The sequence below is a fragment of the Rhizobium sp. KDH_Rht_773_N genome, assembly GCF_052946295.1.
The window spans coordinates 2,717,501-2,733,095 of the sequence record NZ_CM129525.1; the positions used below are offsets into that span (position 1 = coordinate 2,717,501).

The window sequence follows — 15,595 nt, forward strand, 5'->3', positions numbered from 1 at the left end:
GTAAACGGCGGCCGTAACTATAACGGTCCTAAGGTAGCGAAATTCCTTGTCGGGTAAGTTCCGACCTGCACGAATGGCGTAACGACTTCCCCGCTGTCTCCAACGCAGACTCAGTGAAATTGAATTCCCCGTGAAGATGCGGGGTTCCTGCGGTCAGACGGAAAGACCCCGTGCACCTTTACTATAGCTTTACACTGGCATTCGTGTCGGCATGTGTAGGATAGGTGGTAGGCTTTGAAGCAGGGACGCCAGTTTCTGTGGAGCCATCCTTGAAATACCACCCTTATCGTCATGGATGTCTAACCGCGGCCCGTCATCCGGGTCCGGGACAGTGTATGGTGGGTAGTTTGACTGGGGCGGTCGCCTCCGAAAGAGTAACGGAGGCGCGCGATGGTGGGCTCAGAGCGGTCGGAAATCGCTCGTCGAGTGCAATGGCATAAGCCCGCCTGACTGCGAGACTGACAAGTCGAGCAGAGACGAAAGTCGGTCATAGTGATCCGGTGGTCCCGCGTGGAAGGGCCATCGCTCAACGGATAAAAGGTACGCCGGGGATAACAGGCTGATGACCCCCAAGAGTCCATATCGACGGGGTTGTTTGGCACCTCGATGTCGGCTCATCGCATCCTGGGGCTGGAGCAGGTCCCAAGGGTTTGGCTGTTCGCCAATTAAAGCGGTACGTGAGCTGGGTTCAGAACGTCGTGAGACAGTTCGGTCCCTATCTGCCGTGGGTGTAGGAATATTGACAGGATCTGTCCCTAGTACGAGAGGACCGGGATGGACATATCTCTGGTGGACCTGTTGTCCTGCCAAGGGCATAGCAGGGTAGCTATATATGGACGGGATAACCGCTGAAGGCATCTAAGCGGGAAACCCACCTGGAAACGAGTGTTCCCTATCAGAGCCGTGGAAGACGACCACGTTGATAGGCCGGGTGTGGAAGTGCGGCAACGCATGAAGCTTACCGGTACTAATAGCTCGATTGGCTTGATCGTTCTCATTGACTATGCTCATCGAATGAAATTCGATGAGCCAGACCTTCTGTCCTGACGCTGTCGCGGCTCTGCCGCTTCGCTCCGGACGGGCCGCGCCACTAGGCGCGACGGCCGCTTGGCCTTGCGGAGCTCTGCTCCGACGCCCTCATGAAGGTAAAGACGTGTTCAAAAAAGATGTGAAAACATCACCAGCTTCTCACACAAGTTGCGCTTCGCTGACCTGGTGGTTATGGCGGGGTGGCTGCACCCGTTCCCTTTCCGAACACGGCCGTGAAACGCCCCAGCGCCTATGGTACTTCGTCTTAAGACGCGGGAGAGTCGGTCGCTGCCAGGTCTGCTAAACGCAACTCAACGCATGTGCCCGAAGCTGAACAAGCTTCGCAACCCTACATGCGGAAATAATGATAAAATCTTCTCTTCACAAACTCTACGGCCCAAAGCCGATCAAAGGGCCGCTCACATAGCGGCCTTTTGCTTTATAATGCCTCATGAACGCGAGACAAATTGCGTCGCAATTTGCTCGGATGAGATCCGCAAAGCGCACACGCTTTGCGTAGCCGCGACAAATCCCCTTGGGATTTGCGCTGGACGCGGGGTGGAGCAGCCCGGTAGCTCGTCAGGCTCATAACCTGAAGGCCGCAGGTTCAAATCCTGCCCCCGCAACCAATCTCCCCCCTAACCCAATCAAAACCCCGCCACAGCGCCTTTTGGCCTTCCCGGAACCCACAAACCGACAGTTCTGCCAGATCAGCGACCAAATTTGACGGGGCGCGTCAAACCCAGCCCCCGTTAAGGTGGTGGCTCCTTCCGCCCGGCGCGCTCGCGCTTCCTCTCTTCCTCTTGCCTATTGTGACTTTACGAGCCCCGAGAATCCGGCGACGGCCAGGAGGCTCAGGGTCCAGCCGATCACCGACTGGAAGAAATAGTATTTCAGAGTGAATGGGCCATTCGGCTTCAATGAGTCCGGCCGCCAGTATTCCCTTTGCCCGATCGAGGCGACCGGCAGGAGCACGTCCAGAGAGTACATCATGGCATTGAACTCCGGGTAGCTGGCTGCCTCCGGCTGATTGCGAAAGCAAGTGAGTTGGTTCTCGCCGGTATCGGCACGCCCCGCCAACTCCTGCCCACTCGACGGCATGAAACGGCTTTCGCCTCGCCGTAGATCGCACATCGTCCACTCCGGCGAGCGCAGGACAACAGGGCTGTTTGGCTTCATCGCGCCGGTTCGGTACGCAGTCGCAAAGACGGCGGTCCCGATGGCCCAGAAGAGCGCAAGCCAGACCAGCGCCAGAAGCGGTTGGCGCCCATAGCGCAGGGTGACGGCAAGGACGGCGTCGACAACTGCGAGCATCGTCCGCAACATCGGGTTCTTCGCGCGAGCCCGCCGTGCGCGCCGTTGCAGCCTTTCCTTGGTGATCAGCACGGCTCGGGCCTCCTCGTCATGGCCCATCTCCCGGAGGACCTTCGCCAACTGCTCATAGGGCTGCGGCCAGAAGTCCGCGCCAAAGCGTTCCGGCGTCTGGCGCGACAACCAGTCGAGACGGTTTTCCGCATCGGCGGGTCCGCCAATAAAGGCGCCATACTGGCAGCGGTTTAGAAGCAGGTCGCCCGGAGCTGGCCAACTCGCCTGTTCGTCGTCGATCGCACCGATCGTGGTGGCCGTCAGGTCGAGCGTCCCCTCGATGCGCGCTTCCTGCCGTAACAGGAACGCGCCTTCGATCGTGGCGCGGTTGAGCCGCAACGCAAATCCATCCGGATGCGAAAGCGACGCCGCCGCGCAGTCGATGTCGCCGCCGAAGCGGGCGCCCAGCAGACGCGTTTCACCGATGATGGTCGCTCCCCGCAACGCAAGGTCGCCAGCAACAATAATCGCATCACAGTTGAGGACGACTTCGGCCGGGCGTTCAAGCCGGGCGCCGGTCGCATTGAGGTCGCCGCCAAGGCGAACCGCTGCGAGATTGATGCCGCCTCGAACTTCCGCCCCGCGTAGCAGAATGCCGCCGCTTGCCTCGGCCCCGTCAGCGTCGAGCGCGATCGCGCCCGGTGAATTGACCGAGATGCCATCAGCTTCAATGCTGGCCCCTATCCGTGCGCCGAGAAGTCGGATTTCGCCGGTGACACTAGCACCGCGAAGGGACAGACAGCCGCGCGCTTCGAGCCGGTCGGCCTGCAATCCGGGCAACGCCGAGCCGTCCAGGAACAGATTATCGATGATGGCGGACCGCAACACGAGCGAGGCTTCGAAATGGCAGTCCTTGAGCCCGATGTCGCGCGGAATCCTGCATCCCTCGAGATCGAGGATACCCTTGATCCAGGCTCCGCTTAGGCGCAGGCCCTTCTCGTGCAGGCGATAGCCATCGGTGCCAAGGATGAGGTAACGCAACAGTTCGGCTCGCACTGTCCGCTCTGGCTCCTCCCGATCAGGGCGCAGGCCATCGCCCAGCCGGTCGAAGTCGCCCAACTGCAGATGGGCGACGACCTTTGCCTCCGCAGCGCTCAGGGGGCCAAAGCCCGCAAGGCCCGATGAGAAGGGAATGCCTTGCCCTGAGGGCGGGGATTTCTGGTTCATGAAACCGGCATCCGTCTGATCCGAGCTTTGCATCGTGCGCTCAAGTTCCGTTTGACGGGGCGTCTGCCGCCTTGCCCGCGTTTTTCTTGCCATGGCGTTGCTGCCGATACTCTCCCCTCTGGCGGTTAGCGCTGGCCCCGGAGGCTTGAGTGACACCGAGTGCGGGGCAGTTGGCCGACAACGCAGCGTTGGCCTCCGTCCCGTTCCTCGTGGGTGAATTCGCCGGTTTTGGCTGCAGGTCAAGGGGCGTTGTCGAAATGGCTGCCGGTGGCGCGACATATCGGACCATATGCATAGTTTCTGGACTTAATGCCGATCACAGCCTGTCGCACCCGATGCTAAGGTGCTGCGATGACGCTTGGAATCCGCGTCCGCCGCCGAGATGCCGCATAGAGAGAGGCCTGCCAGGGAGCGGAGGTCGGAACTCTTCCCTGGACTGCGCGCTGCCACTTCACCGAACTTGTCGAAAGCCTGCCATGCCAGAAGACCAAGAAGCACCAAAGCCAAGCGAACCGGCAATACCGCGAGGTCTTGTCCTTCTTTCGGGCTTACTCTTGACAATCTGGCTGGTGATAAATTCATCGCTTGAACTGCCAATTGTGGCCGTCGGCGCGCTCACCTCCCTGGTCCTCGCTGCCATTTTCGTTCATCGCGGCGAGGTCTGGAGCATCAGTGTCACGCCCGCCAGGGTCCTGCATTTCGTCGCCTATACCGGCGTCTTCTTCCGCGAGTTGGTGAAGGCAAACATCAACATGCTTTGCTACGTCTATTCGCTGCGCATCGATATTCGCCCGGGGATCGTCAAGGTCAGGATGCCGCTGAAGTCCCCTCTCGGGCGGCTCGCTCTTGCCAATTCGATCGCACTGACGCCCGGCTCGCTGGTAATGGACCTTAAAGGCGAGGCCCTCTTCATCCACTGGCTCGACGTGGCGTCCACGGACCCGGAAGAAGCGAGCCGGATCATCGTCGATCCCTTTGCAAAACATCTGGAGGCAGTGTTTGGCTGATTTCCTTCTGCAGATCGCCGTCGTCCTGATCTTCTTCAGCATCGCCTTTTCCGTGCTGCGGCTTGTGATCGGCAGAACGGCAATCGATCGTGTTGTCGCCATCGATATGCTCACGGTTGTGACGATTTCCCTGGTTACGCTCTACGCCCATATTTCAGGGCGCTTCGTCTATATCGACGTTGCTCTTGTCTACGGCTTGTTGAGCTTTCTAGCGGTACTCGCCATCGCCCGCTTCCTGGAACGAGGACCCTAGGCACCATGCTCGAGATGCTGATTCTGTTGATGTGCGGCAGCATCCTGGTGAGCGGAGTGTTGGCCGTCGCCCTGAAAAACCTGATGGCAGCCATGGTCAGTGGCGGACTGGCAAGCCTTTTTGCGGCCGCGTCCTATGTGCTGTTGGCCGCGCCCGATGTCGCCATGGCGGAGGCCGCCATCGGCTCGGGCCTCGCAACGCTGATCTTCCTCTACACGATACGCAAGACCGATGGCGGAGGCCGCGTCGATGAGTGAGGTGATCGGCAGCATCGTCATCCTCGTCGGAGCGTTTTTCCTGTTTTCTGCAGGCGTCGGGTTGCTGCGCATGCCGGACGTCTTCACGCGCATACAGGCCGGCACCAAGGCCTCGACACTCGGCAATATCCTGGTCCTTGCCGGCCTTGGCATCTACCATCCAGACTGGTCATTGAAGCTCCTGATCATCGCCTGCTTCGTGCTGATGACCAATCCGCTGTCGTCCCATGCGCTGTCGCGGGCTGCCCATGCCATCCGCACACCAATGGCAGCGGCAACCATCGTCGACGCTCTGAGGGAGGAGAATGACCGGGTGAGAGAGGACCGCTCATGAGGCGCGTCTTCAGCCTCATCGCCGTGCTTTCGTTCGCCGGGGTCTTTGCCGGACTTGTCAGCGATTACGACGAGCGCCAGAGTCTTTCCGCGCTCGCGATACACTATCTGACGCAGGTTCCGAAGGATCTCGGAGCCGCCAATGTGGTGACCGGAATTCTCATCACCTTTCGCGGTTTTGATACGCTGGGTGAAGTCGCAGTGCTGTTCATGGTAGCGGCCAGCGTCGGTTTGCTCCTCGCCGGCGGGGAGGTGGCTGAGCCTCGCTCGTCGCAAGCAGGCAACGGCGCGAGCCAAGGGCCAAGCGAACTGGTGCGCAACGGCGCAGAGGTCGTGCTTCCGGTGATTTTCCTTTTCGGCGCCTATGTCATATTGCACGGCCACTTGTCGGCTGGCGGCGGATTTCAGGGTGGCGCAGTCGTCGCCTCCGGCGTCATGCTCATGATGTTGGCTTATCCGACAGGGCCGTTGAACCACGGCTTCCTCAGCATAACGGAATCGCTCGCAGGCGTGGTCTATGTCCTGATCGGCATCCTTGGCATTATCGTGGGCAGCGGCTTTCTGGACAGCCACATCTTGCCACGCGGCAATTTCGGGACGCTCGTCAGCGCTGGCGCCATCCCGCTGATATCAGCTCTGCTGGGCATCAAGGTCGGGGCGGAACTGAGTGTCATCATCGACCGGTTTCGCAGCTAGCCCGAAGGGGAGGGAGCCATGGGATTGCCGATATCGCACATTCTTTTTAGCACCGGGTTCCTCATCGTTCTCATTGGCTTCTTCGGGATGCTGTGGCACCGCAACATCCTGCGCATCATCATCGGCTTCTCATTGATCGATACCGGCATGCACATCGTTCTGGTTGCCACCGGCTATGTCACCGGGGGAACCGCGCCGATCGTCGACGTGGCGCTCTCGACAACAGACGCGGCAACGCGCGCCGTTGACCCCATTCCGGCCGCGCTCGTCGTCACGGCCATCGTGATCGGGTTTTCGGTCACCGCGATCATGCTGTCCTTTGCGATCCGACTCCATGCCGTGAGCAAAACTCTGTCGATTGATGCGCTGACGGAGTCTCGATGGTAGACGACCTTCTCCACCCCCTGAACATCTTCCTGCTTGGACTGGGTGGGGGATTTCTCATTCCCCTGCTTTATCGCGTCGCCAGACCGTTGCCTGCAGTCGGCTTCATCATTGCCCTGCTCGGAATGACCGTCATCTCGTGTGTTGGCCTGTGGCGCATTTACGATGGCGCGCCGACGCTTGAAATCCTGACTGCGGGAAGCGTGCCACCGTTTTCGATCAATCTGCGCTTTGGTCCATGGGAAGGTTTCTTCTGCGCTTGCGTCAATCTCGTCGCCACACTTGGCGCCTGGCACCTCTGGCACCGGCTGCGCTCGAATTACGCGGCTGTCCTGCTCTATCTGATCCTGGTCATGGGCATCAACGGCATGGTCATGACCCGTGACCTGTTCAATCAGTTCGTTTTCCTGGAAATCATGTCGATCGGGACCTATGGCCTGCTCGGCCTGGAGCGCACCCCTGCAGCCCTCGCGGCAAGTTTCAAATACATCATGGCGACAGTGCTCGCCTCGTCGTTCTTTCTGCTTGGTGCCGGCCTCCTCTACCACGTGACAGGCACGCTCAACATCGACGACATTATCGCCCAAAGGGCAGCAATCTCTGGCCCGATCGGCGTAAGCGCGCTGCTGTTCGTCCTTGCATGCCTCGTGCTGGAGCTGAAGCCGTTTCCGGCCAATGGCTGGGGGCTGGACGTGTATGAAACCGCGGAAGGCGGCATCGCCGCAATTGTTTCCGTCGGGGTTTCTGCCGGGGTGTTCTTCGGGCTTTTCAAGCTGCTGCCGCTTTTCGAAGCCTACCTCGGCATCCTCGCCGTGTCGGGAGGGATCACCTTCCTCTGTTCTAATCTCGTCGGACTGCGGCAGACGAACGTGCAACGCATGCTCGGATATTCCTCTATCGCCCAGATGGGGCTCCTGATGCTTGCGCTTGCCCTGCTGCATCAGCTTGGGGCAGAGCAATCGCTGCCTCTGGTGGTGGGTGGACTGTTCGTCAATCATCTCCTGGCGAAGGCAGGCCTGTTCTGGCTGGCGGGGCGTATCGGGCGCCCGGACATCGAAAAATGGTCCGATGTTGCCGGCAACCGTGTCGTGCTTTCCGTTCTTGCCGTGTTTGTGGTCGCTATCGCAGGTCTCCCGCCCTTTCCGGGATTTTGGGCGAAATGGGAACTCGTGATGCAGGCTTCGGCCGGCGAGAGATCGATCTGGATCGCCGTCATTCTGGTCGGGTCGCTGCTCGAGGCCGCCTATATGTTCCGCTGGTTCAAGCTCGCCACGCGCCCGATCGGTGACCGGGCCGAGCGCATCCTGCCGGCGGAGCGAACAACCTTGACCGCTCTTCCGGCGATGAGGCTTGGTCCCATGATGGGGGCTGCCATCCTGCTGTTTGTCAGCGGCTTTGTGGCGGCGTCCCTTGCCGGCGCGGTTTCGCCGCTGCTCATCGCCCCTTTGTGCATTGGTGGCGTCCTTTTCCTTCTCGACGGACTCCCGGGGCGGATCAAGTGCGTGTTGATGCTGGTTGCGACGGCGATCGCCGGATCGTGGATCGCTCGTGACACGGACGGGTTGCGTGCGCTCTTTGCCGCCCTGCTTCTTTCGGGGGGCATCGTCGTCGCTTTCGCCAGTCTCTACCGGCTGGATGTCCGCCGGGGCTTCTACCCGATGATGGCGATTCTGCTTCTGTCAATCGCCGCTCTCCTGCGCGCCGAAACCAGCCTCGAATTCTTCTTCCATTGGGAAATCATCACCCTTTCGTCCTACTTCTTGATCGCTCAACGGCCTGGCGCTCATCCCTACGTGCTGCAGTTCCTTCTGTTCTCCTTGGTATCGGCGTTCTGTCTGCTTGCCGGCTTCGGCATCGCTACCCGCGCCAATAGCAGCACGGCCCTGGCAGCCTTTGCCACCGCTGGTCCGGATGCCGCCCGTGCCTTCTTGCTCCTCGCAATCGGATTTCTGATAAAGGCCGGGGCCGTCGGCGTTCATGTCTGGCTTCCAGGCGCCTATGCCGAGGCCGATGACGATCTGTCGGCCATGCTGTCCGCCGTCATCAGCAAGGTCGCGGTATTCGGACTTTTCATGGTGACCTATCTCGCCATTCGCTCCGACGTCGGGCTTGAGATGGCACATGTGATGGGGTGGATCGGCGTTCTGACGGTGATTGCCGGCGCGTTGATGGCGTTTCAGCAGTCCGACCTGAAACGAATGCTCGGCTATTCCAGCATGAGCCAGATTGGATACATCATCACCGCGATTGCATTGATGAGCCATCTCGGCTGGGTCACCGCGTTTTACCTCGTCGCCAATCACCTGATGGTCAAGGGCATACTGTTTCTCGCTGCGGCTGCTGTCATTCTGCGCACCGACACCCGATTGTTCGATGAGACCGGCGGCCTCGCGCGTCAGATGCCGCTTACTTTCGCCGCGGTTGTTGTCGCCCTTGTCTCGATGTCCGGTCTTCCCCCGCTCGCCGGTTTCGGCGGCAAATGGCTTCTGCTGAGCGCAATGGTAGACCGCGGATGGTACGGCCTTGCGGTCACTGGAGTGGCCGCGACGTTCATCGGCTTCCTTTACATGTTTCGTTTTGCCTATTCGATCTTCCTGGGCCAGGCGAAGCCCGTGGTTCGGGTCGTCAAAGAAGCGCCCCCGGCGCTGCTGGTGCCTCAGTTCGTGCTGGTCGTCGCGATTTTCCTGCTCTCCTTCTTTCCAAAACTTGTCATGGATCCGGTCTCAGCGGCGATCGACCCCTATTTTGCCTCGACACTCGTCTGGCAGGGCATGTCGCTGGAAACGATCTACGGGTACTGGAATCCGATCCCGGTCATGATGGTAAGCGTCGCGATTGCAGGGGTGCTGCTTGCGATCTTCCTCCTGGTCTACAAGACGTCGCGCGGTCGCTTCATACCGTTCAGCGCCGCGCATTTTTACGCCTTCTATCGCGCTGCTTTTACGCCGCTCGTGACACCCTTCGCAAATCTGGTGTGGGACGGCGTTTGCAATTTGACGATCGGCGCAGGTGGAGTCGTGCGCCGTGTCTATACCGGCAACGGGCAGACCTACGCGCTTTATGTGCTGTACTATGCCATGGCGCTCTACGTCCTCGGCACGCTGCGCTTCGTTCCAGCTTGACCTCAGCCTTGCCAGCCTCGGCGCTCGGTCACTATTGGCCCGCCGAAGCTTGCGCCAGCCCGCCCAATATACGGCTGGGCAGGAAGATCACCAGGGACGCAGCTCCTTCGACGACCGACGCACCATCGGCGAGTATTGTCTGGCCCACCGGCCCCTGATCCTCCCTGAGGATGCTGCGTATCAGGGCATCGTTGTTGACGACCTCCATCAGAGTCGGCGAGCTTGCAAAGACATTGTGCCTGCCGCCGTCAATATCGGAAACGTCGATGACTGCAATCTCCCTCTTCTGAAGAGTGGCGACTTCCTGGCCGCTTCCGACACGCGGATGCCCGCCCGCCAAGCGCCTTGAAAATCCCAGCGCACGGTCACGCTTGGAAACAATGATGGTGAAGGGTCGCGGGACCTCGCCAATGTCGTCAAGCTGGCTCAAGAACACGTCGACATCGATATCGGGCGCGGCAAGAACAACGCCCCCCAAGCGCTTCAATGTGCTGGTGCGGCCCCTCAGTGCCAGATCCCGTAGCGCTTCGGTGACCACGTACGCGCCCATCGAATGACCGACCACGACGACTCTCTTCGCATTGGTCTGAGCTGCTATCTCGATCGTCTCGGCAAGTCCACGCCGGCCGACCAGGGCGCTATCACGATCGAACACGTAGAGCGGAATCGATGCTCCCGATGGCCAGGCGTAGTGAAGTGACACCGCCTTGATATTGTAGTCGTGCACGATCTGGGCATTGCGGAAGACGCTGTCGGCGAAGTTGTTGTTGTAACCGTGGACAAAGATGAAGATCTCGCGGTCTTCTTGCGGTCGCCGCGCGAGCGCCGTGTTCAGCTGTTTGATGAACTCCTGCCGACCGTCGATTGGTTGGTAGGTCGCTGCCGAAAAATGGCGGCTGGGATCTGGAATCCGGCCGCTTGCCTCGACGCGGCCAGGAACGTGGTTTCGTGGAATGGCGATGTCGAGCTTCGCAAAATTCAGCGTTTTCGATCGCTCCGCAGAGTAGGGCAGGGAAAGATTGTTGGATCGGGCGCGTGTCGTTACGACGTAGACCGGCACCGTTGCCAGGGTTTGCGTTGCAGGCGACGGCGTCACCGGAAGGCCGAGAACCGCGCGTGGCCCCCCGCAGCCGGCGAGCACAAACAACATGATCACGATGACGGACAATCGCATTGACGACATAGTCCAGCCTATCCCTGGCAAGCTGTCCAACCTTGGCGAACCACAAGGACAATCGGTTCGGATCACTCGCTCCGGCTGCACGCATGAGGCGAAGCGTACAAAACTCTTAAGCTATGAATCGCTCCGGCGGTAGATGAATTTCCGACCCGGCAGCGCAAATCGGAGGCGTGTGTCGCCTAGACGACAAAGGACGGCGTGGCAGTCATTCGGTCGCGATCCGGGACAGGAAGACCGACAAAATCTGGACTGCAGGCATGGTCACGGGATTCTGTGCTGATCACTTCGCTTCTTGAACCGCTCTATAGTCCATAATGGGCATCCCGCCGTGCGGTTTTACGACTGCGCAGGGCTGATCGACGTTAGGAAGGAGCATCGCTTGATGGATGACGTGGGTGTTCCGCGTCCTCCTCGCAAATGACGTTTCAACAGAATTGCAGACTCTAGCAGCAGGACGTTTGCTCACATATCGAACGCGGCGTGCGGCCTCCGATCGACGGCGCATCGATCACATTGAGAATGACGCTTTCTAGCTGCCTGCGCACCTTGAGCGTCCATCGCCGAGGAGCGTTCGGGAAGGACTGGGGGATCCGCCGATGAACGTGCATGTCGCTCAATCCAGGTTCGGCAAATTGCTCGGCGTATCGGTCGCGATATTGGCGACCTCGCTGTTGGCAGCTTGCCGCGATGAGGACGAGTCTGCCGAAAGACCGCCGCGGCCGGTTCGAACCGTTGCCGTGTCGTTTAATCCCGAGGACACTTTCGGGTCGCTCGTCGGCGAGATCCGGCCGCGCACCGAGACCAGCTTCAGCTTCAGACAGGGCGGGGAGATCCGGGAGCGCGACGTCGAAATTGGAGACCTCGTCGAAGTGGGAACCGTCCTTGCTCGCCTTGACGCAGAGGACGCTCAGGATGCGATGCGCAAGGCCGAGGCAAATCTCTTTGCAGCCCAGGCTCAGTTCCAGAATGCCGAGACCGAGCGCGCACGCCAGCAGCAGCTCTATCCACGCACATCCACGCGTCAGGCCATGGAGGCCGCGACTGCCGCGGCAAGCATGGCGCAGGCTGGTGTCGATGCCGCTCAGGCCGGCTTGAGAATTGCCCAGACGAACCTCGACAATCGCGTTCTCAAGGCAAATGCCGCCGGCGTCGTTACCGCGATCGGCGGCGAGGTTGGACAGGTCGTGGGCGGCGGTCAGATGGTTGTGCGGATCGCCCAACTTGGAACGCGCGACGCCGTGTTCCAGGTTCCCGAGGCTACCATCCAGACCACGGGTGGCGATGCACGCGTCGACGTGCAGCTCCTGAGCAACTCAAACATAAAGGCGACCGGTACGGTCAGGGAGATTTCACCGACAGCAGACCCCATCACCCGCAATTTCACCGTGCGCGTCGGACTGGATACCGCGCCTGACGAATTTCGTTTCGGTAGCGCCGTGCGCGGTACGATCCGCCTTGCCGGCGAGCCCGCGGCGCGGCTGCCCATCACGGCCCTGTTCAATCAAGGCAACGAGAATGCCGTCTGGATTGTCGATGCGGCCAGCAAGACAACGAAGCTCGTGCCCGTCGAGGTGCATCGCTTCGACACTGAGGATTTCCTCGTCTCCAAGGGTCTGTCGACGGGAGACAAAGTTGTCGTCGCCGGTGTTCAGCAGCTTCGCCCCGGCATGCCTGTGCGGTTGCTTGAAGGAACCACAGAATGAACGAGGGCTTCAACCTGTCGGGCTGGGCGATCCAGCGCCAGAGCCTTATCATCTTCCTTGTGTTCTTGAGTGCGGCCGCTGGCGTACTTGCCTATGTCAATCTAGGTCGTGATGAAGATCCGGAGTTCACCTTCAAGACAATGATCGTCTCGGCCGGGTGGCCGGGCGGAACAATCGAACAGACCACGGATCAAATCACCGACCGCCTCGAGCGAACGCTTGAGGAGGTTCCCCATCTCGACAACCTGCGCAGCCTGACGACGGCCGGACAGTCCGTCGTCTATGTCACGCTTGACGATTCCACCCCCCCTGATCAGGTGGGTGAGTCCTGGTATCAGGCCCGCAAGAAGGTCGGCGATATGGTTTCGACTTTGCCGGCAGGTGTGCGCGGGCCGTTCTTCAATGACGATTTCGGCGATACGTTCGGCATCATCTATGGTTTCACCTCGGAGGGATTTCGTGATCGCGAAGTCCGCGACTGGGCCTACGAAGCCCGCACCCGCCTGCTGAAAATCGACAACATCGGCAAGGTCCAGCTGATCGGCACGCAGGACGAAACGATCTATATCGAATTCTCGACCGAACGTCTGGCAAGTCTCGGCCTTAGCGCTGCGACGGTCATCAATACCATACAGGCGCAAAATGCCGTGCTGCCGGCGGGCCTGATAACCTCGGCCCAGGACCGGACCATCCTGCAGGTGTCCGGTAGCCTCGCCGACGAGACCACGCTGCGACAGTTGAACATTCCGACCGCTTCCGGTTTCGTGCGCCTCGAGGACATCGCGAGCGTCGTGCGCGGGACGGTCGATCCGCCGCAGCCGCGATTCCGAATCAAGGGCAAGCCAGCGATCGGCATCGCCATTTCGATGGCGTCGGGCGGCGACATCCTGCAACTCGGCCAGAACATTGAAGCGACGATGCAAGGGCTCGAGGATGATCTGCCGATCGGCATCAACCTAACGCATGTCGCCAGCCAGCCGGCCGTCGTCAAAACGGCGATTCGCGGCTTCACGACGTCGCTCGCCCAGGCGGTGATCATCGTTTTGGGCGTAAGTTTCCTTGCGCTTGGTGTACGAGCAGGCATTGCGGTTGCCGTTTCCATTCCGCTTGTTCTCGCCTTGACCTTCCTGTTCATGGACATCACCGGAATCGCATTGCAACGGGTTTCCCTCGGTGCATTGATCATCGCCCTGACACTCATGATCGACGATACGATGGTGACCGTCGAGACGATGATGGCGAAGCTGGAGCAGGGCTACGAGCGTATCCAAGCGGCGTCTCACGCCTATACATCGACCGCATTTCCGATGCTTGCGGGCACGCTTGTGACAATCGCCGGCTTTATTCCGGTCGGCTTCGCCAACAGCTCTTCGGGCGAGTATGCGCGATCTCTCTTCCTGGTGATCGGTTTCGCACTGATCGTGTCCTGGCTTGTCGCCGTGCTCCTGACTCCGATCATCGGCCTTGCCGTGCTGAAATCGAAGTCGGCATCCGGACCAAAGCCGGACGGCGCGCTGCTGCGTGGCTTCAAGAACTTTCTCCATGCCTGCATGCGGATGCGCCTCGTCGTCGTTCTCGCGACAGCGGGGTTGTTTGCGGCCGCGCTGATCGGATCACAGGCCATGAAGCGTCAGTTTTTTCCCCCGTCCGATAGGCCGGAACTGATCGTGCAGTTGACCCTGCCCCAAAGCGCCTCGCAGGAGGCGACCGCTGTCGAGGTGTCGAAAGTCGAAGAGGTCCTTGCCGCCGACCAGGATGTGGCCGACTGGAGCTTCTACATCGGCTCCGATCCGGTCCGCTTTTATCTGTCGATGGATCTCCAGGCCCCCGCCCCCTCGCGCGCCCAGGCGGTGGTTATCGCCGCGAGCGTCGGCGCAAGGGAAGCCTTGCAGGCGCGTCTGCAGAAGGCACTGGACGAGAAGCTTCCCGACATGATCGTGCGCGTCTCACCCCTCGAAATGGGGCCGCCGGTCGGCTGGCCAGTCCAGTATCGTGTCAGCGGGCCTGATATTGCGGGCGTGCGCAACGTCGCCTGGCAGGTGGCCGACGCCATCAGCAAGGTCCCCGGTGTGGTCCAGCCGAACCTTGATTGGAACGAGCCGGTCCGCAAGATCGTCATCAATGTCGATCAGGACAGGGCCCGACTCGTCGGACTCAATTCCTCCGTCATCGCCCAGACACTGTTTGCGACGGCTTCCGGTATTCCAATCACACAGGTGAGGGACTCCATCTACCTCATCAATGTCGTCGCCAGGGCCGCTGCCGATGAACGCGTCGATATCAGCACGATCCGGACGCTGCAGATCCCTGTCGGCCCCAACCACACGGTGCCCCTCTCCAGTATCGCCACGATCGACTACCAGACGACGCAGCCCGTTGTCTGGCGTCGTGACGGCTCGACGTCCATCACCGTCCAGGCCGATACCGCCGAGGATGTACTGGCAGCTGACGTCGTCGCGGCGGCAACGGACAAGATCGAAGAGCTGCGCCAGGCAAACCCGCGGTACCCGATCGTCGTCGGCGGCGCGGTCGAAGGCGCGGAAGAGGGGCTTGCCTCGGTCGTCGAGATGCTTCCTGTCATGGCGGTCATTATCCTGATTGTGCTGATGTTCCAGCTTCAGAGCGTGCAGCGGCTGTTGCTGGTCATCAGCGTCGTGCCCCTTGGATTGATCGGCGTCGTCCTGATCATGCTGATCACCAACACGCCGGTCGGTTTTATCGCGGTCTTGGGAATGATTGCGCTCATCGGCATGATCACCCGCAACTCCGTGGTGCTGATCGATCAGATCGACCTTGCCATCGAGGAAAAGGGCCGCACCTGGGGTAGCGTTATTGACACCACCGCGCAGCGTCTTCGGCCAGTGTTTCTGACGGCCGGCTCGACTGTGCTCGGCATGCTGCCGATCATCCGCGACCCCTTCTGGTCGCCGCTCGCCTTTACCGTGATCGGCGGACTGGTGGTTGCCGCGGCGCTGACCCTGATCTTCCTGCCGGTGCTTTATGTCCTGTGGTTTCGCATTCCAGCCGAGGCCGCGACCGACAAGGCCGAGACGTCCGTGCCGGAACCTGCCCAGGCTTCGGGGTGAACGTTCGGTCGAG

At 60.4% G+C, this 15,595-nt stretch carries 11 protein-coding genes, 1 tRNA gene and 2 rRNA genes (1 of these 14 only partly in view); 12 read left to right on the top strand and 2 right to left on the bottom strand.

Features of this window, described 5'->3' with window-relative positions:
- The 3 genes from ACU8HS_RS13500 to ACU8HS_RS13510 all read left to right on the top strand — a co-directional run.
- Positions 1-992, top strand: a 23S ribosomal RNA gene (locus ACU8HS_RS13500) (it extends 1,808 nt beyond the left edge of the window).
- Positions 993-1,211: 219 nt separating this feature from the next.
- Positions 1,212-1,326: ribosomal RNA gene (gene rrf, locus ACU8HS_RS13505) — 5S ribosomal RNA — on the top strand.
- Between the two features lie 255 nt (positions 1,327-1,581).
- Positions 1,582-1,658 (top strand) — tRNA-Met (locus tag ACU8HS_RS13510).
- 178 nt (positions 1,659-1,836) lie between these two features.
- Here the strand turns inward: ACU8HS_RS13510 and ACU8HS_RS13515 are convergent.
- The gene (locus tag ACU8HS_RS13515; RefSeq protein ID WP_447014548.1) at positions 1,837-3,561 is read right to left on the bottom strand and encodes a hypothetical protein; all 1,725 of its coding nucleotides are present in this window, start codon (positions 3,559-3,561) and stop codon (positions 1,837-1,839) included.
- A gap of 476 nt (positions 3,562-4,037) precedes the next feature.
- Between ACU8HS_RS13515 and ACU8HS_RS13520 the strand changes: the two genes are divergently transcribed.
- The 7 genes from ACU8HS_RS13520 to ACU8HS_RS13550 are packed head-to-tail and all read left to right on the top strand — an operon-like array spanning position 4,038 to position 9,613.
- Positions 4,038-4,568 carry a Na+/H+ antiporter subunit E gene (locus tag ACU8HS_RS13520; RefSeq protein ID WP_113413454.1) on the top strand — a complete coding sequence of 177 codons (531 nt, stop codon included), beginning with the start codon at positions 4,038-4,040 and terminating at the stop codon, positions 4,566-4,568.
- Entirely contained in the window at positions 4,561-4,821 is a 261-nt protein-coding gene (locus ACU8HS_RS13525; RefSeq protein ID WP_112706359.1) for a monovalent cation/H+ antiporter complex subunit F, read from the top strand. Before ACU8HS_RS13520 ends, ACU8HS_RS13525 begins: the two co-directional genes overlap by 8 nt.
- A gap of 5 nt (positions 4,822-4,826) precedes the next feature.
- A complete protein-coding gene (locus ACU8HS_RS13530) occupies positions 4,827-5,078 on the top strand; it encodes a hydrogenase subunit MbhD domain-containing protein (protein WP_112563173.1) in 252 nt (83 codons plus the stop codon).
- The gene (gene mnhG / locus ACU8HS_RS13535; protein WP_112563224.1) at positions 5,071-5,412 is read left to right on the top strand and encodes a monovalent cation/H(+) antiporter subunit G; all 342 of its coding nucleotides are present in this window, start codon (positions 5,071-5,073) and stop codon (positions 5,410-5,412) included. The genes ACU8HS_RS13530 and mnhG overlap by 8 nt, the downstream gene beginning before the upstream one ends.
- Complete coding sequence (gene mbhE / locus ACU8HS_RS13540; protein ID WP_112758458.1) at positions 5,409-6,107, top strand: hydrogen gas-evolving membrane-bound hydrogenase subunit E; 699 nt, start codon at positions 5,409-5,411, stop codon at positions 6,105-6,107. Before mnhG ends, mbhE begins: the two co-directional genes overlap by 4 nt.
- Positions 6,108-6,125: 18 nt before the next feature.
- Positions 6,126-6,494 (top strand): cation:proton antiporter subunit C, encoded by a 369-nt coding sequence (locus ACU8HS_RS13545; protein ID WP_112758456.1) that lies wholly within the window; start codon positions 6,126-6,128, stop codon positions 6,492-6,494.
- Entirely contained in the window at positions 6,488-9,613 is a 3,126-nt protein-coding gene (locus tag ACU8HS_RS13550; RefSeq protein WP_113413455.1) for a proton-conducting transporter transmembrane domain-containing protein, read from the top strand. Before ACU8HS_RS13545 ends, ACU8HS_RS13550 begins: the two co-directional genes overlap by 7 nt.
- Positions 9,614-9,644: 31 nt before the next feature.
- Here the strand turns inward: ACU8HS_RS13550 and ACU8HS_RS13555 are convergent, their stop codons facing one another.
- A complete protein-coding gene (locus ACU8HS_RS13555; RefSeq protein ID WP_113413456.1) occupies positions 9,645-10,796 on the bottom strand; it encodes an alpha/beta fold hydrolase in 1,152 nt (383 codons plus the stop codon).
- A 593-nt stretch (positions 10,797-11,389) separates the two neighbouring features.
- On the opposite strand from ACU8HS_RS13555, the gene ACU8HS_RS13560 reads away from it, so the two are divergent.
- Both ACU8HS_RS13560 and ACU8HS_RS13565 read left to right on the top strand, forming a co-directional pair.
- Positions 11,390-12,496, top strand: coding sequence for an efflux RND transporter periplasmic adaptor subunit (locus ACU8HS_RS13560; protein ID WP_112706355.1), 1,107 nt, complete (start codon positions 11,390-11,392; stop codon positions 12,494-12,496).
- Positions 12,493-15,582, top strand: a complete 3,090-nt coding sequence (locus ACU8HS_RS13565; protein WP_113413457.1) for an efflux RND transporter permease subunit — start codon at positions 12,493-12,495, stop codon at positions 15,580-15,582. Before ACU8HS_RS13560 ends, ACU8HS_RS13565 begins: the two co-directional genes overlap by 4 nt.
- Positions 15,583-15,595 lie beyond the last annotated feature (13 nt).